This is a genomic window from Parabacteroides distasonis (assembly GCF_004793765.1).
Lineage (GTDB): Bacteria > Bacteroidota > Bacteroidia > Bacteroidales > Tannerellaceae > Parabacteroides > Parabacteroides distasonis_A.
Genome location: NZ_SRYM01000002.1, coordinates 39,274 through 63,574, shown reverse-complemented (window position 1 = coordinate 63,574; position 24,301 = coordinate 39,274). Strand labels below are relative to the sequence as shown.

The 24,301-nt window shown below is 45.8% G+C and carries 21 protein-coding genes; 6 read left to right on the top strand and 15 right to left on the bottom strand.

Annotated features, from left to right (window positions below; genetic code table 11):
- Positions 1–169: 169 nt before the first annotated feature.
- The 10 genes from bioC to E5342_RS01135 all read right to left on the bottom strand — a co-directional run bounded on the left by bioC (position 170) and on the right by E5342_RS01135 (position 13,496).
- Positions 170–937 (bottom strand): malonyl-ACP O-methyltransferase BioC, encoded by a 768-nt coding sequence (gene bioC, locus E5342_RS01180; protein ID WP_121735535.1) that lies wholly within the window; start codon positions 935–937, stop codon positions 170–172.
- Positions 928–1,593: a DUF452 family protein gene (locus E5342_RS01175; RefSeq protein ID WP_121735536.1), complete on the bottom strand. Its 666-nt coding sequence runs from the start codon at positions 1,591–1,593 to the stop codon at positions 928–930. Before E5342_RS01175 ends, bioC begins: the two co-directional genes overlap by 10 nt.
- Positions 1,594–1,631: 38 nt before the next feature.
- Entirely contained in the window at positions 1,632–2,786 is a 1,155-nt protein-coding gene (locus tag E5342_RS01170) for an 8-amino-7-oxononanoate synthase (RefSeq protein ID WP_121735537.1), read from the bottom strand.
- A gap of 30 nt (positions 2,787–2,816) precedes the next feature.
- Entirely contained in the window at positions 2,817–4,097 is a 1,281-nt protein-coding gene (gene bioA, locus E5342_RS01165; protein WP_121735538.1) for an adenosylmethionine--8-amino-7-oxononanoate transaminase, read from the bottom strand.
- Positions 4,094–5,077 (bottom strand): biotin synthase BioB, encoded by a 984-nt coding sequence (gene bioB / locus E5342_RS01160; protein ID WP_121735539.1) that lies wholly within the window; start codon positions 5,075–5,077, stop codon positions 4,094–4,096. Before bioB ends, bioA begins: the two co-directional genes overlap by 4 nt.
- Positions 5,078–5,181: 104 nt before the next feature.
- Positions 5,182–5,526 (bottom strand): hypothetical protein, encoded by a 345-nt coding sequence (locus E5342_RS01155; protein ID WP_236651404.1) that lies wholly within the window; start codon positions 5,524–5,526, stop codon positions 5,182–5,184.
- Between the two features lie 17 nt (positions 5,527–5,543).
- A complete protein-coding gene (locus E5342_RS01150; RefSeq protein ID WP_135958628.1) occupies positions 5,544–7,199 on the bottom strand; it encodes a peptide MFS transporter in 1,656 nt (551 codons plus the stop codon).
- A gap of 26 nt (positions 7,200–7,225) precedes the next feature.
- The gene (locus tag E5342_RS01145; RefSeq protein WP_121735541.1) at positions 7,226–8,293 is read right to left on the bottom strand and encodes a DUF4831 family protein; all 1,068 of its coding nucleotides are present in this window, start codon (positions 8,291–8,293) and stop codon (positions 7,226–7,228) included.
- A 136-nt stretch (positions 8,294–8,429) separates the two neighbouring features.
- The gene (locus E5342_RS01140; RefSeq protein WP_121735542.1) at positions 8,430–10,076 is read right to left on the bottom strand and encodes a RagB/SusD family nutrient uptake outer membrane protein; all 1,647 of its coding nucleotides are present in this window, start codon (positions 10,074–10,076) and stop codon (positions 8,430–8,432) included.
- Between the two features lie 18 nt (positions 10,077–10,094).
- Entirely contained in the window at positions 10,095–13,496 is a 3,402-nt protein-coding gene (locus E5342_RS01135; RefSeq protein WP_121735543.1) for a TonB-dependent receptor, read from the bottom strand.
- An 81-nt stretch (positions 13,497–13,577) separates the two neighbouring features.
- Between E5342_RS01135 and E5342_RS01130 the strand changes: the two genes are divergently transcribed.
- Positions 13,578–13,835 carry a sigma-70 family RNA polymerase sigma factor gene (locus E5342_RS01130; RefSeq protein WP_121735544.1) on the top strand — a complete coding sequence of 86 codons (258 nt, stop codon included), beginning with the start codon at positions 13,578–13,580 and terminating at the stop codon, positions 13,833–13,835.
- An 80-nt stretch (positions 13,836–13,915) separates the two neighbouring features.
- Positions 13,916–14,785 carry a FecR family protein gene (locus tag E5342_RS01125; protein WP_135958627.1) on the top strand — a complete coding sequence of 290 codons (870 nt, stop codon included), beginning with the start codon at positions 13,916–13,918 and terminating at the stop codon, positions 14,783–14,785.
- A gap of 116 nt (positions 14,786–14,901) precedes the next feature.
- Here the strand turns inward: E5342_RS01125 and E5342_RS01120 are convergent, their stop codons facing one another.
- The 5 genes from E5342_RS01120 to E5342_RS01100 all read right to left on the bottom strand — a co-directional run bounded on the left by E5342_RS01120 (position 14,902) and on the right by E5342_RS01100 (position 21,057).
- Positions 14,902–15,192 carry an RNA polymerase sigma factor gene (locus E5342_RS01120; RefSeq protein ID WP_008778163.1) on the bottom strand — a complete coding sequence of 97 codons (291 nt, stop codon included), beginning with the start codon at positions 15,190–15,192 and terminating at the stop codon, positions 14,902–14,904.
- A 96-nt stretch (positions 15,193–15,288) separates the two neighbouring features.
- Positions 15,289–16,143, bottom strand: a complete 855-nt coding sequence (locus tag E5342_RS01115; RefSeq protein ID WP_135958626.1) for a sugar phosphate isomerase/epimerase family protein — start codon at positions 16,141–16,143, stop codon at positions 15,289–15,291.
- A gap of 21 nt (positions 16,144–16,164) precedes the next feature.
- Positions 16,165–17,679 carry a Gfo/Idh/MocA family oxidoreductase gene (locus tag E5342_RS01110; protein ID WP_121735547.1) on the bottom strand — a complete coding sequence of 505 codons (1,515 nt, stop codon included), beginning with the start codon at positions 17,677–17,679 and terminating at the stop codon, positions 16,165–16,167.
- A 28-nt stretch (positions 17,680–17,707) separates the two neighbouring features.
- Positions 17,708–18,976: a 3-keto-disaccharide hydrolase gene (locus tag E5342_RS01105; protein WP_121735548.1), complete on the bottom strand. Its 1,269-nt coding sequence runs from the start codon at positions 18,974–18,976 to the stop codon at positions 17,708–17,710.
- 569 nt (positions 18,977–19,545) lie between these two features.
- Positions 19,546–21,057 carry an NAD(P)H-hydrate dehydratase gene (locus tag E5342_RS01100; protein WP_121735549.1) on the bottom strand — a complete coding sequence of 504 codons (1,512 nt, stop codon included), beginning with the start codon at positions 21,055–21,057 and terminating at the stop codon, positions 19,546–19,548.
- A 122-nt stretch (positions 21,058–21,179) separates the two neighbouring features.
- Between E5342_RS01100 and E5342_RS01095 the strand changes: the two genes are divergently transcribed.
- The 4 genes from E5342_RS01095 to pgeF are packed head-to-tail and all read left to right on the top strand — an operon-like array spanning position 21,180 to position 24,301.
- Positions 21,180–21,716: a phosphoribosyltransferase gene (locus tag E5342_RS01095; protein ID WP_135958625.1), complete on the top strand. Its 537-nt coding sequence runs from the start codon at positions 21,180–21,182 to the stop codon at positions 21,714–21,716.
- Positions 21,717–21,753: 37 nt separating this feature from the next.
- Positions 21,754–22,326, top strand: coding sequence for an adenylate kinase (locus E5342_RS01090; RefSeq protein ID WP_005854805.1), 573 nt, complete (start codon positions 21,754–21,756; stop codon positions 22,324–22,326).
- A gap of 15 nt (positions 22,327–22,341) precedes the next feature.
- On the top strand, positions 22,342–23,502 hold the full coding sequence (obgE, locus tag E5342_RS01085; protein WP_121735551.1) for a GTPase ObgE: 1,161 nt from the start codon (positions 22,342–22,344) through the stop codon (positions 23,500–23,502).
- Positions 23,474–24,301, top strand: a complete 828-nt coding sequence (pgeF, locus tag E5342_RS01080; RefSeq protein WP_121735552.1) for a peptidoglycan editing factor PgeF — start codon at positions 23,474–23,476, stop codon at positions 24,299–24,301. Before obgE ends, pgeF begins: the two co-directional genes overlap by 29 nt.

The following is a 24,301-nucleotide window of genomic DNA, read 5'->3' as shown; positions in this document are numbered from 1 at the left end:
TGGATATTATCCCTTGTCTCTAAGCTATTTATTCCTTTTCTCCCGTACTATTGATCTTTTCACCCTTGTGAAAAGAACGTATCACCAAGGTGAAAAGATCGTTTCACGTCTGTGATACGATTGTACCATATAGGTGAAAGGAGTAATACCTCGAAAGAGGCGACATACTTTACCTTTGTCTTTTGACCACTAAGATGTAGAGTGGGCGGTAAGTTAATGTGACTCCACCCTCCGCCGAGGGGAATCTCTCTTGATAATCCCGGCAGAAACGTTCCTGTTTTCCCCGTGTCCAGACGCAAGAGGTGTTGGCCGTGACACCTGTGTACTTTAGATGTTTCAGCACTTCCAGCGGATGCCGGAAGGTCAAGGGAACATTGTCTTCTTCTTCATGGACGATCTGGAAATCGGCGGATAACCACTCCCTTAGTTGTCCGGTGGCAGGATAGGAGAGCCCTTCTCCGGTCAGCTCCTTGATCTCGTGAAGGTTGCTTGGCGTGAAGGTGTTGAAAACCAGTACGCCCCCGGGCGATAGAATAGACGATAGCTTATGGAGGAGACACGGAAGGTCTTTCATCCATTGCAGAGTGGAAGCCGAGGCTATCAAGTCGAACTTGCCGGGAAAAGCCAGTCGTTCTGCATCACCGGGCAAGAATAGAGGAGGAGCGGAAGGGAACAACTCCTCGATGGCACTTTGCCAAGTCTCGCAAAGATCGTTGAGTATCCATTCCTCGATCTGGCATTCTTGTTTTAATAAACGGGTGAATCCACCGCTTCCGCAACCGATTTCCAGCACTCTGCGGAAATGGGAGGAGGTGTATGCGGTCAATAGCTGTACCAGATGGGCGCAAATCCGTTTTTGGGCTTCCGCATGATCATCATATGTATTTACCGCTTGGCTGAAACGCCGGCGGATCCGTTCTTGTGCGATTACTTCCATAGTTCGTTCCATGATTGATAGTGGTAAAAAGGAAGATGAGGCGCCTTGATCTCTTGGATAGGGCAACGGCCTTGCCAGTAGTTACGGAGGTTGGTTGCCGGGAATATCTTGTCTTCGGTGGACAGGATGGCTTGATCCCAGAAGGCGGATATCCGCGGATCGGCTGATTCGAGCTTTTCCGGGAGGATCTGATTATATAGAGATTCCAGTTCCTCCTTGATTTCCTCCAGCGGACGTGACGAGAGTTCCGAATAGCGATTGAAAGTCTCCTTATCTCCGCACATCCTGCGGTTAAAGCGACGCATACCTTCCTCGCTGAAATGATTGAGGGTTCCTTCGAAGACCGCGGTCGGGATGCCTAGCGTATCGTGCATGGGAGAAGGGGTACCGTTCAGGGCGGTCGCCGTGGTAAAGGATCGGTGGCCTGCCCAAAGATGGGTGGCTACCCATACGCCTAAAGACCAAGCGACCAAATGCACCTCTTTATAGGGGGCGAATGTCTCTTCGAACGCAAGCGTCCTGTAATCGTAGGCAATCCATAGGTCTGTCCGCTCCGGTACTTCCAGATGGCGGAAAAGGGCCGGCGAGGTAGACCAGCCGGCGAGGCAGAGGATCAGACTCGGGGATCGCTTATCTATTATTTTATCTATATACATACTATCATCTAATTTATATACATATTATCTATCCGGGGTTAGAGGTGCGTCAAAATGCCCTCCTCAATCAGTTGACGCATATTTTTTATTGTGAGGTTTGCCGTAAGGGAGAAGCGGATACGGGAGGTGCCTTTAGGCACTGTCGGGGGGCGAACCGGGAGACAGTAGAAACCTTTCCGTTGTAGCTCTTCCGCTTTCCGTACGCAATCCTCACTTTCTCCAACAATGAAGGGGATGATATGGCTTTGGCTGATCTCGCCGCCTTTGCCTGTTAAAGCTTCCGCTAACAATCGGCTATACGCTAGAAGATTCTCCCGTTCCTTCGTGAACGAGGGGAGTCTCTCCCAGATGAAGGAAGTCCATGCGATTTGGAACGGCGGTAGGGCCGTACTGAATATGAGCGGTCGCATCGTGTTGACCAGATATTCTCGTATCGTACGGGAACAAACCAAATAGGCCCCCATAGACGCTAACGCCTTGCCGAAAGTACCGACCAATAGATCGATCTCTTGGATACAGCCTTGTTCCTCGGCGATACCTAGCCCCATCTTTCCACGGGCTCCGATGGCGTGAGCCTCGTCTACGTACAATAGGATATGGGGATATTGCCTTTTGATAGCTATCAGGCGGTTTAAGTCCGCTACATCCCCGTCCATGCTGAAAATGCTTTCGGTCAGGATGATGATCGTCTCGTATTGACTGGCATTCTTTTGTACGAGGCGTTCCAGTTGATCATAGTCGTTGTGGCGGTAACGGAGGAAAGGGGAGCCACTCAATAAGATGCCATCGATGATGCTGGCGTGTACCAGCTTGTCGGCGAGTAATAAGGTCTGTTTATCGGCTAAGGCCGGGAGGATTCCGGTATTGGCATGATAGCCGCTGTTAAAGATCAATGCGGCTTCCCGGTCGAAGGAGCGGGCGATCTGTTTCTCCAGTTTCGTATATACGGAGAAATTACCCGTCAGCAAGCGGGATGATGAGGAGGAGTAGGGATAGAAGCGGTCTTGTGTGGATGCTTGAAACTCCTCTTGTAAATCCTGCCGGCTGGCTAATCCAAGATAATCGTTGGAAGAGAGATTCAGCATACGCATTCCCTCTTTTAATATCCATATTCCTTGATGCTCGACTTCCGGTAGGTGCCTAAGATTCCCGGAGGCCCGTAAAGCCGTAAGTTGCTCGTTGTATGATTTCATCTATTTATATATTACCCGGTTGTAGATATGTTAATTATGCGTTAATACTCTCAATAATCCGGAGGTTAGTTTGGATAGTTCATTCGTGGAGATAATGAAAGGCGGCATGAGGTAAACCAGTCGTCCGAACGGACGTACCCATATCCCTTCCTCTACGAAGCGGCGTTGCAATACCGCCATATCTACCGGATGCTTCATCTCGATCACCCCGATCGCCCCCAATACCCGTACCTCAGCGACCTTGGGCAGCTCGGCGGCTGGCGCTAATTCCGCTCGTAATTGCTCCTCTATAAGCTTCACTTTCTCCTGCCAATGACTGGCGGTCAATAATGAGATCGAGGCCGAAGCGATAGCGCATGCCAAGGGATTTCCCATAAACGTAGGTCCATGCATAAAGCATCCCGCCTCGCCGGAACAGATCGTGTCGGCTATCGGCTTTGTCGTAATTGTGGCAGAAAGCGTAAGATAACCTCCCGTCAATGCCTTTCCGATACACATGATATCGGGTTCGACTCCCGCATGTTCCCATGCGAACAACTTTCCGGTACGCCCGAAGCCGGTCGCTATCTCGTCGAATATCAATAAGACGTTATACCGCTCGCAAAGTTCCCGGGCACGAACGAGGAAAGTGGGGGAATAGAAATACATGCCTCCGGCTCCTTGTACGATCGGTTCCAAGATCAAGGCGGCGATCTCGTCGGCGTGTCGTTCTAATAAATCCCGTAAAGGGGCTATGGCCTCCTCTCTCCATTCCTCGCCGAACCGGACCGAAGGTTGGGGTATGAAGTATTGGATGGGTAGGCTTCCTGAGAAGATCCCATGCATACCCGTCACCGGATCGCATACCGACATGGCGTGCCAAGTATCCCCGTGATAACCGCTACGGATCGTGGCGAAGGTATGTTTTCCCGTTATGCCTTTGGACTGCCAGTATTGGATCGCCATCTTTAAGGCTACCTCTACGGCTACCGAGCCGCTATCCGCTAGGAATATCTTTTCTAGGGAAGGGGGCAATAGCGGTAGTAATTTAGCGGCCAACTCGACGGCCGGCTCGTGTGTGAATCCCCCGAACATGATATGGCTCATCTTATCTAGTTGGGTTTTAGCCGCCGCGTTAAGTACCGGATGGTTGTATCCGTGGACTGCCGCCCACCAAGAAGACATTCCGTCTATTAACTTCCTGCCGTCCGCAAGGGTTATCGTTACGCCCTCCGCTTTGGATACCGGATAGACGGGAAGTGGATCGATGGTCGAGGTGTAGGGATGCCATAGATGATCCCGGTCGTATTGTAAAAGTTCGTTTGTTGTCATTTTTCCCAATCGGTGTTTGCGGTGAGTGAATAGCCTTCGGAGGTAAATAAGACTTTGTCTTCTTCTACCTTGCTTCCGATAGTCGTTAATAAGTCTCCGATGATCGCGGAGTTAATCCCGATATATAGGGATTTCCGTTGCGTGGCCTCGCTTAATTGTGCCCGTCCACCGGAGAAACGGAGAAATGCGTTTGGATTGATCAGGCGGAAAAGGGCGATCGTTGTCAGCCATTCCTCTTCTTGTAAGATCCGTATATGCTCCATAGGAGTTCCCGGTATCGGCTGTAATAAATTGAGAGGGATGGATAAGATACCTTCTTTCCGTAGGAAACAAGCCATCTCGATTCGCTCCTTCATCGTCTCGCCCATACCGATAATACCACCGCAACAGATACGGAAACCGATTTCCCGGGCGGTATGTATGGTTTCCATTTTCTGTTCGATTGTATGCGTGGAACAGAGCTGACGGAAATAGGAAGGGGCAGTCTCGATATTGCAGTGATAGTTCTCCACTCCGCTATCGTAAAGCGATTGGAGTTGGGAGCGGGTGAGTAATCCCATGGAGGCGCAGCATTTAATATCGCATTGCCGCTTGATTTGCCGGATCGTATCGGCGATCTGTTCCATTTCTTTGTCCGATACTCGCTTGCCACTGGTCACCAAGGCAAAACGCCGAATGCCTTGTTTTCGGTTGTATACCGCATGGCGGACACACTCCTTGGCCGGAAGCAAAGGATATAAGTTTACGAGGGTCTTGTAATGTCCCGATTGTGCGCACCATTTGCAATCCTCGCTGCAATTGCCGCTTTTGGCGTTGATGATGGAACACGTGTCGAACTTATTCCCCATAAAATGGCGGGTGACTTGGTGGGCGGCCTCGTAAAGCGTCTCTTTGTCCGGGTGATTCGCCAAGCTTAAAGCTTGTTCCTCTGTAATCTTCCTACCCTCTAAGATGTACAGCTTCGCTTCTTTTATTGTCATTTTTTCTAATTTAATAATTTCACGTATATATACCCCGTCTCTACAACCGGGTGGAAATAATAAAGGCGGGAAATATCCTTTCGGATACCTCTCGCCTTTACTATTTAATTATATAATGTATAGTGAGCTACACGATGAACCGGATGAACGATCTTATTAGAAGCCAATACCGGGAGTAATGCCGTACACAGTCCATACGATGTCGCAAGGCTCCATTTATCCTCCCCGGTATTCTCCCTCTCTTCCTCATCCACTTCGAAGAATCCGTCCATGAACGTACCGATTCCGGAATGTAAAGACTGATTCTTTTTCTCGAAGCGATCGGCTACGGAAAAGGACAATTGTCCGATCGTAACAGCCCTCTGTATACTAATGAAAGCCGCATACGCCTTCCGGCTCCATCTTCTGAAACGGAGTGCCTGCGAGCGATATGTATACAACTTCCTCATCCTCTAATTTTCAATTCTCAAGCCACTTTATCCAGTTTCTTCATGATAGAGAACATGAACAATGCAGACAGTAAACAAAGAACGATCAATACGCTCCATACCATCCATAACTGCATGCCTCCCCACAAATAGCCGATGATAGCGACCAGGTAGTTACCGATAGCCGTAGCCACGAACCATCCACCCATCATCATACCTTTGTATTTAGGAGGAGCCACTTTGGATACGAAAGAGATACCCATCGGAGAAAGCAATAATTCAGCGAAGGTCAATACCAGATAAGTCGAGATCAACCAGTTCGGAGAAACCAATACCTGCAATTTGCTATCTGCCGCTAAAGCGTCCGGTGTAGGCAAACCCATAGAACCGATCGCCAAGATCAAGAAACCGCAAGCGGCTATCATCATACCCAATCCGATCTTACGGGGAGCGGACGGTTCTTTCTTCTTATTAGCCAGATAACCAAAGATCGCCAATGATACCGGAGTCAATACAACCACGAAGAACGGGTTAAATTGCTGGAAGGTCTGCGGAAGGATCGTTACGGTTTCCGGCATAGCCATATATTTGATGCCTAGAGCGGCTAATGCGGCCACGGTTACGATGCTGGCGATTGTTTTGCCTTTGCTTGTTGTGGATTGTGCGATAGCGAATCCTCCATACACGGCGATAACCAATAACGTTAAGTTAATCACATCAAAGCCGATACGATCCAGTCCGGTCACTTGGTTAGCCGTATAGTCGCGAGCGAAGAACGTCATCGTCAGACCGTTTTGATGGAAAGCCATCCAGAAGAACAATACCACGGCGAATACCAGCAGCAAGGCGGTGATACGTTGTTTCGTCTCGGCGGGTGACAATTCCTCTTGCGGAGCGTGGGAAGCCTTTGCTTGTTTGGTATTGACATCCGCATGCTTAAAGGTAGAGCGGAATCCCATATAGATAGCCATCGATATGATCAATGAGATACAAGCCACACCGAATCCATAGTTGTATGCCTCGGACAACTTCTCGATATACGTGGAACAGAACGTAGCCATATCGCCGGTGAAACCTTGTGCGCTTTGCAGAGCGGCGAGTGCCTCTTTATTTTCCGCAGAGATTGTACCGTTTAAGAATTGGTGAGCGAGTGCCGGAATTTGTGACTCGTAGAAAAGGTTGTATTTACCCAACATCCAGTCTGTCATTTTTGTGGCAGCCGTAGGTGCGTACATGGCACCGATATTAATCGCCATATAAAATAAACTAAAGGCTTGGTCACGTTTACTTCTGTATTCCGGGGCATCATAAAGATTACCTACCATCACTTGTAAGTTACCTTTAAATAATCCGGTACCGCAAGCGATCAGAGCGAGCGATCCGAACATCATGATTTTTCCCGAGGCAGCATCTGTTGGGATGGCTAATAAAAGATAACCGACAAACATGATGATGATACCTGAGGTAACCATCTTTCCATAACCGAACTTATCGGCCATCATACCGCCAATTAATGGCATAAAATACACGAACGCTAAGAAGCTAGCGAAAATCGTTGATGTCTCTGCGGCCGTATAGCCGAATTTCGCTTGCAAGAATAATGTGAAAATCGCAAGCATAGTGTAATAGCCGAAGCGTTCGCCCGTGTTTGCGAGCGCTAGGGCATAGAGACCTTTAGGTTGTCCTTGTAACATGTGTTTTAGATAATATTAGTTTATACTTATTGAATAATTTGCTTTATGGCGCCGGTTTCCGGATAGAAAAGAACCTTGACGGGGGCTTTCTTATCTTCAAACATAACAGGAGCTAGTCCTTCCCGTGTTCCGAATTGAGTGATTTGGGCCTCTCCTTTGTAGAGTGTTTTTTTGTCCATTAGTATTTCTATGCTGGCTTTACCTGGAACATTGTAGACAATTCCTTTCAATGATTTGTCTTTCTTCTCGGCTTCCTTGGCATCTAGGATCGGAGCCCTTTCTGTCGCTTTCAAGTTCATATAGACAGGGGTACCGCCCAAATCGTCAGCGTCTACGATGCCTAGTTGCTTGGAGAAACGGAACAATACTTCTTTGTCTAGGTTATCGTGGGGGATGATACTTACCTCATAATGATCGGTTTCTTTGGTCAAGATTCCGGTGAATAGGTTTGTTAATGCTTTTTCTTGCTCCTCCAATTGCTGGATCACTAGCTTCATAGCTTCACCATCGGGAGGTAAATTATCCGCCTCGCCGGTCAAGATGTTCAAACGGCTTTCCCGGATACGGTAAATTTGTTTAGCGGCCACCTCTGCTTGTTTGGCGGTGGAGCCTGCCATTAGTAATTCCTCTGAGAAAACGGAAGCGTCTGTCACTTTTTGTTGGGAGCCTTTATTTTTCTTTGCGGCATCTAGCTCGGATTCAACCGGTGTATATTCTGCGTTTATCGAGCATAATAGTCCATCTTCGGTAAGATAAGCGTAAGGGGCGACCGTGCCTTGCTTGAATTCTACGATATAGGTATTATCCGCATCGGGTAATCCCCGGTTGATCAGACTGATTTTCCCAAGATCGAAATAAATCTTATCTTCCGTGACCGCATCTTTCACGCCCAGGTACTTCTCGGCATATTGAAAGTAAGGCCCGGCTTTACAGGTGATTTTAGTCACTTCGGCATCAACGACCAGCGAGGTTTTGGGTAACGAATAGGTGATTCCGAAATTATTTGCTTTTACGGCGTTCTTTTTTACCACCTTGGTTTGTGCCATAAGCGGCATCCCAAGGAGTAAACTAGCTATAATGATTATATTCTTCATATCCCAGTTTATTTAATCTGTATATTATTGTGCAAAACTAGGAAATATTTTGCGTAAAACCAACCAGTAAAGAGTCTTTATAAAAAAACCGGACTTGGAAAAAGCCCGGTTTTCTACAAATATGAAATACTACTCTTTAGTAATTGTCATTTTGAGTTAACGCTCCTCCTACGTAATCGATCTCATTTTGGGGGATGGGGTAAGGATAGGTCTTGTCCGTGACATGTGTCCCGGCACTTGAATATTTTCCTTCGGCTGTTTTTCCGAAAGCTTGCATCGTGGAGACAAAAGTTCCCCAACGAAGTAAATCATACAGACGCAGTCCTTCGCCTCCTAGTTCGACACGTCGTTCGTGGCGGAGGGCTTTTCGTAAATCATCCGATACTTTTACTTTGTATTTCGTATTAAATATTTCTTCTGTCACTTTTTTGTCTTCGGTAACATTGAATTTACGATATTTGGCATAACTATCAGTGGGGGATGTGGTGACAAAAGCACGGTGACGCACCTCATTGATCAAGTCCACCGCTTTTTGCTTATTGTCGTTTGTCTCAATCAAACATTCCGCGTACATTAATAATACGTCGGCGTAACGGATATGATAGAATGTCCAGTCTGTATTCATCAAATCGCCGATAGGCCGTCTTGACCAATCCGGATATTGCTTGCGGCTATGTTGCAACGTAAAGTTATCATATCCTGAATAATCGTGGATCTCTTCGGTTCCATCCGTTTTGGTGAATATGTCTCCGGAGGATAATACGGTATGTACCAAACGGGGATCACCTACCTCATATTCATTTACCAAATCGTTGGTTGGGCATTCGCCTCCCCAACCGCCGGTCCCGGCACGACCTACATTCATCTGCGGGCATACACTTCCACCTGTATAGTTCGGGATATAAGAACGTAAAGAAATAAAGACAGATTCTTTGGATATATATCCTTCTGAGGCACTATTGAATAAGGTCTCGTAATTGTCGATGAGTTGATAGCATCCCGATTCTATAACGGCCTTTAAGTCAGACTTTGCGGCTTCTAGATTACCATAAAACATGTTTACACGAGCACGGAAAGACATTGCGGCTTCCTTTGTTACACGTCCAATTTCCGAGCTAGGTAAGTTTTTCGCACTAGGAAGATTTGGTTCATCAATGGCTGTCGCCAAATCTGAAAGGATAAACTGCATGACCTCTTCCTTGTTCGCTTTCGTGATGCTTTCTTTCTCGGTTGCGTTCAATGGTTTATTTATGATTGGAATGTTCTCGAATATCATAGCCAGATCGAAATAGTAGAATGCACGCATGAAATGGGCTTCCGCTATCCATCTTTGTTTAACCTCGGTACTTACTAAAGCTCCTCCGGATTGAATCAATTGTGTCTCTGGAGTGATTAGTGATAAAAATACGTTACAAGGAGAGATCGCTTGTTTATAACGATGATCCCAAAGCTGCGTAAGCAGGCTACTGGTAGCGATCGGATTACCTCGGCTGATCTCCGTGATGGCGGAACGGTCACCTGCATCGGAACCTCCTTTGGCGCAATCGTCTGTCAATTGATCTCCAATATCGAATTTCATGGTTTGATAATCCCATTGGTTCCATATTGGCTGGTAACAGTTTACCAATAACTTGAAACCTGCGTCTTCGGTACTTAAATAGGTCTCTTCATCCAAATTACCCAAAGTGGGTCTTTCTAGGAAATCACTATTACAGCTAATTGTGAGGGCATTGATGCTTAGAACAAAAGCGAATATCTTTCCTGTTTTTATTATTGATTTCATAATGTATCCGAATTTAAATTATAGTTTCATACTAATACCGAACATAAATGTCCTTGCTTGTGGATAGAATCCCATGTCGCAACCTTTATATTGCGGATTGTTGTTGATCTCTCCGATTTCGGGATCAAGTCCGGAATAACCGGTGATCGTAAATAAGTTCTGTGCCGCTACAAAAACGCGAAGATTGTTGAGCGTGATCTTTTTTGTTAGCGAAGACGGGAGGGTATAACCAATCTGTAAGTTCTTCAAACGTACATAAGAACCGTTTTCGACATACCAATCAGACATTTCAAGATTCATACGGCTATCTGCGTCGATGGCGAAATTCTTGTTTGTACTACCTGGCCCATTCCAGAAAGTAGTTAAGATGTCTTTAGGAGCGTTGTACCAACCGGTTCCTGAATAGATGTCATATTTCAAGATGTTCAGGAGGTCGTTGCCTACGGAACCTTGGAAGAAGGCTGTGAAATCAAATCCCTTCCATTCTGCCCCTAAGGTAAGGCCAAAAGTGAAGTCCGGATGCGGATTTCCTGTCATCGTACGATCCTCGTCATCCAATTTACCATCTTTGTTTAGGTCTTGGAACTTCAAATCGCCCGGTTTTGCGCCTGGCATGACAACCTGCCCATTGTTCTTGTAATTATCAATCTCATCTTGAGTCTGGAATACTCCATCTGTCTTGAATCCATAGAAGTAACCGATAGGTTTATCTGGTTCGGTCATTGTGTAAGAGAAATAACCGAGGTGAACGCCCTTACCCGGTATATTAGCTCCGCTACCTAGGCTCTTCACCTTGTTGCGATAGGTCGATATATTACCGTTGATGTGATATTTGAAGTCTTTGCCGGCTTTACCATCGTATCCTAATGAAATTTCAAAACCTTTATTGCTTACACTACCTGCGTTCATCCAAGGTGTATTCGGAAAACCTAATGAGCTTGGGATGGGAACTTGCACCAACATATCTTTTGTTTCACGATCGAAGTAATCGAATGTGGCTCTTAACGATCCATCAAAGAACGCTAAATCCAAACCAAAATCTAGTTGGCGGGTAGTTTCCCATTTTAAGTCAGGATTACCTACTTGGTTACGTCCTCCGTATAAAGTGGCAGCGTTAGGATTACCGAAGATGTAATAACTGCCGTTGCCAAATGTGTTCATGTAAGCGCCGGCCGAGATTGTTTGGTTTCCAATCTCACCCCATGCGGCACGCAATTTACCTTGTGATAACCAATCAACATCCTTAAGGAAATTTTCTTCCGAGAAGTTCCATCCTGCGGAAACAGATGGGAAGCAACCCCATTTATGGCCTGTAGCAAACATAGACGATCCATCCCAACGGATATTGGCCGTGATCATGTAGCGATTGTCAAACGAATAGAAAATACGACCGAAGTAGGAATTCAACGAAGTCGTTGAGATGTATCCGGCCGCTCCCGGGTTTAAAGTTCCCGCATTGATGATTTGCTGGCTTGGATTATTATTAACCATACCCTCCTTGTAGGCATAGATATCTTCGTAGCGTCTCTTTTCAGCCGAGGTTCCGGCCATGGCAGTGATGGCATGTTTATTGAATTTTTGGTTGTATGTGAGGTAATTGTCAAATACCCAATAATCCGTATTTCCAACAGAACGTCCTACTCCTGCATAGGTCGAGTACTCATCTCCATCCAAATAGTATTTAGGCCTGAAAGAATCACTTTGGTTCCGGATCAAATCAAGAGCAATACTAGACTTGAAGGTCAAGAATGGGAATAATTTGAATTCACCGGAAATATTACTCTTTGTTGCGATCCCGTGCCATTGGCTGAGAGCTTGCCGATCTACTTGGGCTACCGTATTCGGCTTATTGGAGTAGATAACCCCGGTATAACGAGACCAAGGATTAGTCGGTTCATAACCACTCATGATACGATTTTGCAGAAAGTCGGGGATATCCACGAGGTTATCACGATAAATCGGTGTGATCGGATCGGCACTGATTGTACTAAATACAGTAGCGGAATAGGAGTTGTTTTCGTCTAAGTTTCTCCTAGATTCATAAACTACATTTATGTTTGCTGACAGATTGAGCCATTTCGTGACCTCCGAATCAAGATTTAATCGTCCGGATAAGCGTTCATAGTCAGAACCTTTCAGAATACCTTTTTGGTTCATATAGCCGAAGCTGGTACGATATCTCAACTTATTCATACCACCTGAAAACGCAAGGTTGTAATTCTGGTTGATAGCCTCGGATGGTTTGCGGGTTGTCGCTTCCCACCAATCTGTACCTTCACGCCCACCATTCTTATCAAGGAAGGAGAGTATTTGTTCTCTTTTTTCCGGTGTGGAGAAATCGTCAATCAGAGTCTTGCCTGCCGCTGTATAGGCACGGTTTTTGTACTCCATGAAACCTTCAGCATCCAGTACGTCATATCGTTTAGGGATACTTTGGAAACCTACATTCATGTCAAATTCGATGTTGCTTCTATAACTATCACCTGAAGCCCCGCGTTTGGTGGAAACAAGGATCACGCCGTTTGCCGCTCTAGCTCCATAAATGGCCTGTGCGGATGCGTCTTTTAGTACTTCTAGGCTTTCAATATCACGTGCGTTTAGCCAGCCTATATCATCTTGAGGCAATCCATCCACAACATATAATGGGTTATTATTGTTGATAGTACCTACACCGCGAATACGTACGTTTCCGATGGAACCCGGACTTCCTGAGCTGGAGGTAATGGTAACTCCGGCCGCTTTTCCTTGTAAGGCATCCGCAGCACTTCGAAGAGGAAGATTGGCGATTTCATCTCCTTTTACTTGGGTGACGGCTCCTGTCAAATCTCTTTTCTTGAACGAACCATAACCGACAACTACCACCTCATCCAACTTTTGAGTGTCTTCCGCTAAAGTGACGTTGAGGTTACTTTTATTGCCTACGTTGATACTTTGTTGGAGATAGCCGATGTACGAGAATTCAACAGTAGCGTTGGAGGGAACATTCTCTAGAATGTAGTTTCCGTCCATATCAGTCATAGATCCGATCGTTGTACCTTTCACCACGACGTTTACTCCGATCAGAGGCTCCCCATCTTGTCCTACTACTTGTCCGGTTAGCCGTTTGCGATTTTGGTTGATGGATGGTAACTCCGTATCTTTCATGGTTTTGTTGGTAAGTACTACGTGATTCTTGACGATCTTATACGTAATATCCGTACCTCTAAAGACATTGTTCAATACTTGTTCTATGGATTCTCCATGGATATTGACATCAACCCGTTTATTCAGATTGATTTGATTGTCATTATAAAAGAATTTATATTCACTTTGGTCTTCAATCGCTTTAAAAACTTCAGTGATAGTTCCTTTTGTGATATTTAAGGATATAATTTGTGCTGATGCCGCTGCTGTGTACGGCTGGGAAAAGGTTAAGCACAAACCTAAAAATAATGATTTTTTCAGGGTACTGTAATTAGTTCTACCGGAACTATTGAAGTCCCTCGATATGAGACTGCTGGTGTGTTATTTCGAGAGGAAGTGGAGGATAATGATCCTCATTCTACACTTAGTGTCCTTGAGATAGAGCGAATCACGGAAAATACGATAGAGGAATTACCCGATCAATGTAAATCCATATTTAAATTGAGTCGTATAAATGGACTCAAGAACCAAGAGATCGCAGATAAACTGGATATTTCCGTCCGTACGGTGGAAACGCAGATATATAGAGCCCTTAAGACTTTAAAAAGTAGATTAAAAGATTATTTGGCTTCTTGAAAATATAATACAAAAAACTATCAATCTTGTAAGTAACACATCCCTTTAGTGTGTCATACATATAGAGTCGAGAAAAAACAATGAAGAAATATATAAAAGATATAATCGAGGAATGCCTTAAAGATGAGGTAGAGGTTAATAAGGAATGGGAGCGTTTGTTTTCATCCATAGAGGTAAAAGCTATTCCCAAAATGAAAACAAGAAGGCAATTCATTCAATACATGAAGTATGCCGCAGCTGTTATTTTTGGTATAGGTATTTCATTATCAATGTTATACCTGGCTAGACAAGAGGACTCTTCGACTGTCGGCAGTTATAAATTAGTAACGAGCAAAGGAGAGAAAAGTTATTTGCAATTACCGGATGGAACGAAGGTGTGGCTCAATTCTTGTACAACTATAGAATATGCGGAGAATTATGGTCATTCCAATCGTGACATTTGCTTAGATGGAGAAGCTTATTTTGAAGTTGCGAAGAACAAGGATTTACCGTTTGTTGTAAAAGCAAGTGGTATCGATGTGAAGGCTCTCGGTACGGCCTTCAATATTTCCGCTTATATGGAAGACTCGCGACTAACCACAACCTTGTTCAATGGCAAGGTTGCCGTACAACCTACGTTGACTAAACAAGAGGTCTTACTTGAGCCAAACCAAGTGGCGGTTTATGATAAAAGTAGAAATAAGATAGAAGTAGTGCCTTACGATCAGAAACTATTTGCTCAATGGAGAGGAGGTTTCTTGTCTTTCGAAATGATGTATCTGCAAGATATAACAAAGTTGTTGGAAAGGAACTATAACGTTGTATTTCATTATGAAAATCAAGGAATAAAAAAATTAAGGTTTAGCGGTAGTTTCCGTAACAACGAAGATTTATCGGAGATTCTCAATGTGATAAAGACGAATACGGGCATTCGCTATCAAATACTGAAAGATACTATAGTAATCAAATAATAAATCATTGAATTATTAATCTTAAAAACAGTCTTGCTTATGAGAAATGGATGATTTTTAGTGTAATACGGATAAAAACGTAACATTGTTAGATCTTATTATTAATCTTAAATTTATTAATTATGGCTAATCAAGTAGGGAGTTCCGGTAGAACGAAGGTAATTGAGGCATTCGTTCTGTATAGCCCTGTATAAATAAGCGTTTAAAGACGTGTGAATATCAATGTTCTCACGCTTTTCCCAGAAGCGGAGGAAGACGTTTTGTAAGATGTCTTTTGCATCTTCCGGGTCGGGGATAAATTTCCGGCAATGTATATAAAGTTGGAGATAAACAGACTTGAACAGGGTATTAAAGGCGGCTATATCTCCTTGTTTGATCAATTCGATTATTTTGTTGTCTGATGCCATTTTATTCCCGTGTATTATTAGAAAGGTGGAGCGTATAGGCTAGGAAACATTCCTTGAACCTATACGCTTACTGCCTGTCAATTAATGCTAACCCTATTATAAGATTTCGTTTGCGGTTTTATTGAAATATTGGATACATTCTTTAATATCCGGTACTGAGTTTTCCCAGTTGTATTCATACTCGATAGAGAATACTCCCTTGAAATTTTGGGATTTGAGCTCTTTCAACATACCCTTTACGTCTAGGATGCCTGTGCCCCAGATCACGTCGTGTTGCTCTTTTTCTCCTGCTTTTTTGGGGGCGATATCCTTGAAGTGCAAAGAGATGATCCGGCCTTTGAGCTGTTTTAAGCAATCGATCTGGTTTAATCCCTCCCGGCGCCAATGGCCTACGTCGGAACAAGAACCAAGCGATTGACTGCATCCGGAGATGGCTTTCAACAGGTTCTCAGGTTTCCAGTAGTCGGAAGGCTGCGGATGATTATGGACGGAGATCTTAATGTTGTATTGCCTAGACAATTTTTCTACCAAGTCCCAGTCACTTAAAGTCGGTTCGCAAGTAATGAATTCTAGGTCCATCGCTTTTGCGAACTTGAACATCTTTTCCCAATCGGATGACTTTTCGGCTACATACACACCGGTTCCTACGATCTTGATACCTTTGGATGCCGCAAGTTCCTTTATCTCTTTCTGAGTTTGTGTATCGAGGTTAAAATCGAATACTTTATCCCCCCATTTACCGCCAAGTTTATGACCGGGATAAATCTCGATATATTTCAATCCGAGTTCTTGCGTCTTGTCAAGAGCTTCCGTCAGAGGGAACAGATGGAAACTATAGGATTGCATACCTAGACGCCATCCGTTCTTCTCGGCTTTCGTTTGCGCTTCGGTTGGAATAGCCAATAGGCAGCAAACGATCGCTATCATTATTTTATAGATATGTCTTATCATGTTCTGCTGTTATTAAAAGGTTTATCTTGGCATATCCGGCAAAGAGAAACCGTTGTTATACGTATGCTTGATCCATTCGTTGGCCATCTCTGCGGCGTTAAACTCGGCGAAGCGACGGTCGAAACGCGGATCTCCGTCAATTACCTTGAAATCATCCACCGTGACGATCTTGATCTTATCGTTCGGGGAGATGTTCGTAAACCGCATGTTCTCTCCATCCCATTGCAACTCACGATGCAAACCTTGCAGTCCGGAGAGGCGAACGGCCAAGACTCCCATCACGACCATCTCGTTGAACGGACCGGAGAACTGGAAGTTGGATGAGGCTTCCGTACGATTTTCCGGGGATTCCTTGCAAGCCCGGATCCAGTCTTGCTCATGGGCGTTGGTGGACCATATGTCTCCATTGCCACCTTTCACTCTCGGGATCGTCGGTTTGGGCTGGTTGAAATGTTCCATGTCGGAAACCGGTAATAAGGTCGGGTTCATTCCGTAACAGCCTGTCATGATCTTTCCTTTCGTTCCGATGAAGATGATACCGCCATTCTCGTCGCCCATCATCTGCCCGTCTTTCAATTCTTCCGGACGGGGAGGCATCAGACCACCATCGTACCAATAGACCTTCACTTCCGGCATCTTGACATTTCCTTTGGGCGGACGTGCGGGGAATGTATACGTTACGATCTGCGCGTGAGGAGGGGAGTACAGGTTACTCAAAGTAGAGCTACCGATTACGCTGGTCGGATATTTCAAGTCGAGTGCCCAATACAACGGGTCCATGATATGGCAAGCCATATCGCCCAAGGCTCCGGTTCCGAAGTCCCACCACCCGCGCCAGTTCCAAGGGGTATAGACCGGATTATAAGGCCGCTTTTGAGCCGGGCCGATCCATAAATCCCAATCCAGTGTCTTCGGGCATTTCGGGGTATCGCTCGGTTTCATCAAGCCTTGGGGCCAGATGGGGCGGTCTGTCCAACAATGTACCTCGTATACATCGCCGATTACGCCAGACTGTATCCATTCCGCGATTTGCCGGCACCAGTCGAATGAGTTACCTTGGTTACCCATTTGGGTGGCTACCTTATATTTCTTCGCCAGTTTGGTAAGCAAACGCGATTCGTAAACGGAGTGGGTAAGCGGTTTTTGCGTATAGCAATGCTTGCCTAGCGTGATTGCGTGGGCGGTCACGCCGGCATGTGTATGGTCTGGGGTGGCTACCATAATCGCATCGATGGACTTACCCATCTCATCGAACATGACACGCCAGTCTTTAAAGCGTTTAGCCTTCGGATAGTCCTTGAAGGTCTTGTCCGCATAGTGCCAATCCACATCGCATAAAGCTACGATATTCTCCGTGTTCATGTTGGCGAGGTTACGACGTCCCATACCGCCGACACCGATACCTGCGATGTTCAGTTTGTCACTAGGAGCTGTATAGCCAAAGGATTTACCGAGCACGGAACCCGGAACGATCGTTAGTCCGGCTGCCGCTACGGCTCCGGTCTTGAGGAAACTTCTTCTCGAAATGTTTTTCATAACTATTAAATTTTAAGAAAACGATATACTATAATGTTTGTAAATGAAGGTTGCGCCAAAGAACCTTGATGCCGCCACCATCATATATTTGTAACGCGATACGCCCTTGACCGGCTCCGATCTTTTCATCCCGGATGTTTACCATCTCCTCTCCGTTGAGCCAAGTCTGTACATTATCTCCTTGTACCCGGATACGCATCGTGTTCCACTCCCCTTGTTTTAGGATGTTCTCCTTCTCGTCCGGGATCTGTATCAACCATCCTCGTCCGTAAGATTCGTAGATACCACCCGTGTCAAAGCCTTTGGGGGCGACTTCCACTTGCCAGCCGTTTACCTTTACGTCTTTTTCTTCTACAAAGGAACGAATAAATACGCCAGAATTACCATCTTTTTCCTGTTTAAATTCTACGGTAAGGTCAAAATCGTCGTAATATTCTCGGGTGGCTAGATAGCCGTATTGTTTATCCGGGCCACTTTCGCATACTAGTAAACCATCTTTTACATACCATAATTCTGTTCCGTATTTATCCCAGTTCGTAATGTCCTCGCCGTTGAATAAACGAGCCTCTCGTGTCTTGCGGGGAAGTTCCTTGATCTTGATATTACGGAACCATGCGGGATAACCGTGGTCTTGCAAGCAAATCAATCCTTTATGCGCCAATCCATATTCGGGAGCGTTCGCCCATTTGCCGCTGTTCTTACGAGAGAACCAATCGTCGGACCAGGCGTCGAACTCTACGGTTTTGTGTCCGTTCATAAAGTAGGTGACATGTCCGTTGTCAAAAATAATCTTAGAGTTGTTCCATTCGCCGGCCGGATGCACTTTTATCGTGTTGAAGTCCGGTAAATACATAGCGTAATCCACTCCGCAACGTTGCCAATCTTCCAATGGTTCCGCGAAATTGACATCATCGATCAATTGATACTCGGGGCCGGTAACGTAGGGAACCGGGAATTGAGGACGTTCTACCACATGATACAATAAGCCGCTATTCCCACCTCTCGAGATTTTCCAGTCCCATGAAAGCTCGAAATTCTCATAAGCCTTGTCGGTGACGATGTATCCGCTGGCATCGCTACCTTGCCCGTCCGCTTGGATGGTTCCGTTTACAACTTCCCAAGGTCCGGTCAAGGCGGTTCCGTTATAATCCCGCCAGCCATCCAGGGTTTCCCCATCGAATAGAAGTTCCCAACCTTCCGTTTTCTCTTGTTCGGTCAATGTGTTATGCTTCGTGTTATCACAGGCGGTTAAACCGAAAGCAGCTGCCATTGCGAATGATACGATTGTTATTTTCATGTACGTATAGCTTTATTGTTAATACAAATTTGTCGGTGTTTTATATATGAGACAACTCTGGGGCAAGGGATACGTAAGCTCTTTTTCCTTTTTTATTTATTTTAACGGGAGTGTATGGCAATCGGTCGTTTGTTCATAGACCGGCTCATGTGATAAGCAGATGCCGGCCTGCTTAGGGAGTTGATATCGGTCAGCTTGGGATGTTGTTGTTTATAGTCTTAAGGAGTTGTTTGTATTCTTGTATTGTAACCGTTTAATTCTGTGAATGATAAGTATACCTTCTTCGTTCGGTGCCAGCGAACGATCATTCGCTGCTGCCGAATATATATTCACTGCCGCCGAACGATCGTTCGCTGTCGTTGAATGAAGTATATATTAGGTCATGAGGACTTTTCCATAAGGCTCAAGAAACATATTTCCTCTTCCTCTATGGTCATCACAAAGGATAAAGCAATATGAGAAATTTACTACCACCATTCCGTATGTACACTGTAAGTCCGTATAATATATGGAATAGCGGTAGTAATTGTAACAAACGAGAGTAAAAACGCCTGTTGTTTTTGCAGGATTTATTTGATTTGCTTAAACGCTTTTCCGAGCATATCCGTGATGTCGCTGGCGATCATGCTCTCTTCCGAGCGGAAAGCGGCGGCGAGATCACCGGCTGTACCGTGCAAGAATACTCCGACTACAGCGGCAGTTTCCGGAGAATAATCTTGCGCTAATAAGCTGAGGATGATACCCGTCAGCACATCTCCGCTACCAGCGGTTGCCATGCCCGGATTGCCGCAACTATTGAAATAAATGTTTCCTGCCGGAGAACAGATGGCGGTATAAGCACCTTTCAATACGATACAAATCTTATGTTCGGCGGCGAAAGATTGCGCTTTCATCAAACGGTCGTATGAGTTCGTGCTCTCGCCTGCTATCCGGTCGAACTCCCTCGGATGGGGAGTAAGGATGCTTCGTGGCGGGATCTTATTGAATAAGTCCTTGTTGGATGCTATTATATTAATAGCGTCCGCATCGATAACTACCGGTTTCGCGCTGGATTGCAGGATGCGTTCGATTGCGGCGGCGGATTCCAAGTGCTGTCCGAGCCCAGGTCCCATACCGACAGCGGAGTAGCTACCGATCTCGGGAACCGTAGAGAAATAATCCGGATTTGCGTCAAAACTTAACATCGCTTCCGGGAAAGCGGTCTGAAAGATTGATTCGCCTCGGGTCGGGATATGCACGGTCAATAGTCCGGCTCCACTCCGTAAGCATGCCTTCGCGGATAATAGGGCAGCTCCCATTTTCCCTTTGCTTCCGGCGATTAATAAGGCATGTCCGAATGTTCCTTTATGTGAGAAACGTTTGCGAGACTTTAATGAATAGGAGATATCCTCCTCCGTGACCAATGCGTAAGGGGAAGCCATCTCATAAATAGCGTCCGGATGGATTCCGATATCCAGTATTTTCCACTCGCCTACGTATTGCTCATTCTCCGGAAAGAGGAACGCCAGTTTCGGGAAACCGAATGTCAAGGTTAAGCTGGCCTTGATGATCGCTTCCGAGTCATTTTTTCGATTATCTTCCCCAAATAACCCTGAAGGAATATCGATCGCTACGACTTCTGCCTCAGATTGGTTAATATAATTGACCATAGCGGCGAAACCTCCTGTGAGAGGACGGTTTAATCCCGAACCGAACAGGCCGTCGATCACCACGTCCCGGTCGGTTAGCGTCGGCGGTTCAAAGTCTCGGACCACTTCCGTAAATTCGATTCGTTCGATGTCGAGCAGACGCTGCTTGTTTTGCTCACACTCTACGGACAGATGCTCCGTCGGGTTGAATAAATACGTCTCTACCCGGTATGATTCCTCGTTCAAAAGGCGGGCGATAGCTAAAGCGTCGGCTCCGTTGTTGCCTTGACCGGCGAAAATCACGATGCGGATCTGCTTGGAGTAGCGCCGGCAAAACTCATGGACGAACATCGTGGCGGCACGTTCCACTAAGTCGATCGAACTAATTGGCTCGTGTTGAATCGTATATTGGTCGAGCTCCTTTACCTTGTCTGTCGCGAATATCTTAATCATAATCTAGATGTCTGGGGGTTTATTCAGCTTACAAATGTATAACAAACTTTGGTATGTTGCTACACTTTTTTGTGCATCGCCGAAAAAGTTGTACATTTGTCCCCTCGAAAACCGAAAGATTTATGGGCAGAATTCGTCTAAAAGACAAAGAATTTGAACTGTTTATTCCGGAGTCGGATATTCAGGCGGCTATCGCTAAAATGGCTGTTCAGATTAAAGCGGATGTGGAAGGAAAGAATCCTCTATTCGTGGGTGTGTTAAACGGGGCTTTTATGTTTGTCGCCGAGCTGATGCGTGAGCTGGATGCTCCGTATGAACTGACATTCGCTCGTTATTCCTCGTATCAAGGAACTTCCAGTACGGGCATATTGAATGAGATTATGCCTGTGCAGGCTGATATTCGCGGACGTATGGTGGTTTTGTTGGAAGATATTATCGATACGGGCTTTACGATGAGCTACGTGAAGGAGAAGCTCCGGAGCGAGGGTGCCGCCGATGTGAGATTGGCAACGATGCTTTTCAAGCCGGAATCCTTGAAATGCGATTTGACTCCGGATTATGTAGGCTTGCAGATACCCGCTGATTTTATCGTGGGACACGGTTTGGATTATGATGAATTGGGCTGTTCATATAAGGATATCTACAAGGTTGTGGAATAAAATAGTATACATTATATATAATATAAGGAACAATAGTATGTTGAACGTGGTTATTTTTGGTGCTCCCGGTTCAGGTAAGGGAACACAAAGTGAGTTGATTATTAAAGAATACGGTTTGGATCATATCTCTACTGGCGACGTATTGCGTGGCGAGATGAAGGCTGAGACTGAACTGGGCAAGATCGCTAAAGATTATATCGAGAAGGGACAATTGGTTCCGGACGAGCTGATCGTTGATATGTTGGCGAATGTATTGGATAGCAAGAAGCCAGCTAAGGGCGTAATCTTCGACGGTTTTCCTCGTACGATCCCTCAAGCGAAAGCTTTGAAGAAGATGTTGAACGAGCGTGGAACAGACGTTTCCGTTATGTTGAACCTTCAAGTAGAGGAAGAGGAGTTGATCAAGCGTTTATTGGAGCGCGGTAAAGTATCCGGACGTTCTGACGATAACTTGGAGACGATCAAATCCAGACTGGATGTTTACCATACTCAAACAGCTCCTTTAGCAGACTACTATGTAGGTGAAGGCAAGCACGTAGCCATCAAAGGGATGGGAACAATCGAGGAGATCTTCGGTCGTATCAAAGAGGCGGTTAATAACGTAAAGTAATTGAAATAAACTAATATGGCTGAATCGAACTTTGTAGATTATGTCAAGATCTATTGCCGCTCAGGAAAGGGTGGAAGAGGGTCTTCTCACTTCCGTCGTGAGAAATACATTCCGAAAGGAGGTCCCGACGGGGGCGATGGAGGGAGAGGAGGTCATGTGTATCTCCGTGGCAACCGGAATTACTGGACGCTTCTTCACTTGAAATATGAGCGTCATATCATGGCCACCAATGGTGAGAGTGGCAGCGCAAAGCGTAGCTCGGGCAAAGACGGGGAGGATCGAGTGATCGAGGTTCCTTGCGGTACGGTTGTTTACGACGCTGAGACCGGCGAATTCATTTGCGATGTTACGGAAGACGGTCAGCAAGTGATGTTGCTGAAAGGCGGTCGTGGCGGTCTGGGTAATTTTAATTTCAAGACGGCCACCAATCAAGCGCCCCGTTATTCGCAACCGGGTGAGCCGGCTTTGGAACGTACGGTGATTCTTCAGCTGAAATTGCTGGCCGATGTCGGTTTGGTAGGATTCCCGAACGCAGGTAAATCTACTTTGCTTTCTGTCGTATCTGCCGCTAAGCCGAAGATCGCTAATTATCCTTTTACCACCTTGGAGCCTAATTTAGGTATCGTGAGTTATCGCGATAACCGTTCGTTTGTAATGGCCGATATACCGGGTATTATTGAAGGAGCGAGCGAGGGTAAAGGTTTGGGACTTCGTTTCTTGCGTCATATCGAACGAAACTCATTATTATTGTTCATGGTTCCTGCTGATGCGGATGATATCAAGAAAGAATACGAGATCTTGCATAATGAGTTGGTGAAGTATAATCCGGAATTACTGGATAAACGCCGTGTACTGGCCATCACCAAGAGCGATATGCTGGATGAGGAATTGATCGAGGCTTTGTCGCAAGACTTGCCGGAGGGAATTCCGTATGTCTTTATATCTTCTATCACAGGACTGGGTATTGTCGAGCTGAAAGACCTTTTATGGAAAGAGCTGAACAAGGAGAATTTCCATGAGGCTGAGCGAATTGTCCATAAGAACATAGATGTAAGCACGTTGGAGTTTGAGGATGACGACGAATACATCTTCCCTGTGGACGAGGACGAGGATGATCCGGATGAGGAATACGAGGAATACTGGGACGATGATGAAGATGAAGATACAAGAAAATAAGCAAATAGAGGTGTCGCGGTTCTCCGGGTTAAGCGGATACCGCGACATTTCTCATTTTACGACAACACGTCATGGCGGCGTGAGTACGGGAACGTACGCTTCGCTGAATCCGGGCGTTTATACCGAGGATGATCCGGGCTCCATCCGGAAAAACTTGGAACTTCTTTCGGATGCGGTCGGGATTTCCCTAGAGAATATGGTTATACCTCATCAGACCCATGAGGATCGAGTATTGGCGATCGATGCGTCTTTCTTTTCGCTGAATGATAAAGAGCGAAAGCTACGTTTGGAAGGCGTGGACGCTTTGGTGACGAATGTCCCGGATGTATGTGTAGCCGTATCTACGGCGGATTGCGTTCCGGTCTTGTTATATGCGCCGGACCGTAAAGTGGTAGCAGCCGTCCATGCGGGTTGGCGGGGGACGGTTTTACGTATAGCTCGTAAGGCGGCAAGCTTGATGATCGAGGCATACGATTGCGATCCCGCTCAATTGATTGCCGGAATAGGCCCCTCTATCAGTCAAGCGGCGTTTGAGGTAGGAGAGGAGGTCGTAAAAGCGTTTCATGCGGCAGACTTCCCAATGGAGCGGATTCTTCGATGTAATGCGGAGACTCAAAAAGCGCATATTGATCTATGGGAAACTAACCGTTTACAATTGTTAGAGGCAGGGTTGCTCTCCGAGCATATAGAGATCGCTAGCATTTGTACTTATATGCGACATGAGGATTATTTCTCCGCTCGTCGCCTTGGTGTCAAAAGCGGCCGGATTCTTACTGGGATATGCTTGAGAAAATTTTAG

What these genes read in the sequence shown, in the direction of transcription:
- bioC (WP_121735535.1), bottom strand. Translation starts at nt 937, where the DNA reads ATGGAAGTAATCGCACAAGAACGGATCCGCCGGCGTTTCAGCCAAGCG.
- E5342_RS01175 (WP_121735536.1), bottom strand. Translation starts at nt 1,593, where the DNA reads ATGTATATAGATAAAATAATAGATAAGCGATCCCCGAGTCTGATCCTC.
- E5342_RS01170 (WP_121735537.1), bottom strand. Translation starts at nt 2,786, where the DNA reads ATGAAATCATACAACGAGCAACTTACGGCTTTACGGGCCTCCGGGAAT.
- bioA (WP_121735538.1), bottom strand. Translation starts at nt 4,097, where the DNA reads ATGACAACAAACGAACTTTTACAATACGACCGGGATCATCTATGGCAT.
- bioB (WP_121735539.1), bottom strand. Translation starts at nt 5,077, where the DNA reads ATGACAATAAAAGAAGCGAAGCTGTACATCTTAGAGGGTAGGAAGATT.
- E5342_RS01155 (WP_236651404.1), bottom strand. Translation starts at nt 5,526, where the DNA reads ATGAGGAAGTTGTATACATATCGCTCGCAGGCACTCCGTTTCAGAAGA.
- E5342_RS01150 (WP_135958628.1), bottom strand. Translation starts at nt 7,199, where the DNA reads ATGTTACAAGGACAACCTAAAGGTCTCTATGCCCTAGCGCTCGCAAAC.
- E5342_RS01145 (WP_121735541.1), bottom strand. Translation starts at nt 8,293, where the DNA reads ATGAAGAATATAATCATTATAGCTAGTTTACTCCTTGGGATGCCGCTT.
- E5342_RS01140 (WP_121735542.1), bottom strand. Translation starts at nt 10,076, where the DNA reads ATGAAATCAATAATAAAAACAGGAAAGATATTCGCTTTTGTTCTAAGC.
- E5342_RS01125 (WP_135958627.1), top strand. Translation starts at nt 13,916, where the DNA reads ATGAAGAAATATATAAAAGATATAATCGAGGAATGCCTTAAAGATGAG.
- E5342_RS01120 (WP_008778163.1), bottom strand. Translation starts at nt 15,192, where the DNA reads ATGGCATCAGACAACAAAATAATCGAATTGATCAAACAAGGAGATATA.
- E5342_RS01115 (WP_135958626.1), bottom strand. Translation starts at nt 16,143, where the DNA reads ATGATAAGACATATCTATAAAATAATGATAGCGATCGTTTGCTGCCTA.
- E5342_RS01110 (WP_121735547.1), bottom strand. Translation starts at nt 17,679, where the DNA reads ATGAAAAACATTTCGAGAAGAAGTTTCCTCAAGACCGGAGCCGTAGCG.
- E5342_RS01105 (WP_121735548.1), bottom strand. Translation starts at nt 18,976, where the DNA reads ATGAAAATAACAATCGTATCATTCGCAATGGCAGCTGCTTTCGGTTTA.
- E5342_RS01100 (WP_121735549.1), bottom strand. Translation starts at nt 21,057, where the DNA reads ATGATTAAGATATTCGCGACAGACAAGGTAAAGGAGCTCGACCAATAT.
- E5342_RS01095 (WP_135958625.1), top strand. Translation starts at nt 21,180, where the DNA reads ATGGGCAGAATTCGTCTAAAAGACAAAGAATTTGAACTGTTTATTCCG.
- E5342_RS01090 (WP_005854805.1), top strand. Translation starts at nt 21,754, where the DNA reads ATGTTGAACGTGGTTATTTTTGGTGCTCCCGGTTCAGGTAAGGGAACA.
- obgE (WP_121735551.1), top strand. Translation starts at nt 22,342, where the DNA reads ATGGCTGAATCGAACTTTGTAGATTATGTCAAGATCTATTGCCGCTCA.
- pgeF (WP_121735552.1), top strand. Translation starts at nt 23,474, where the DNA reads ATGATGAAGATGAAGATACAAGAAAATAAGCAAATAGAGGTGTCGCGG.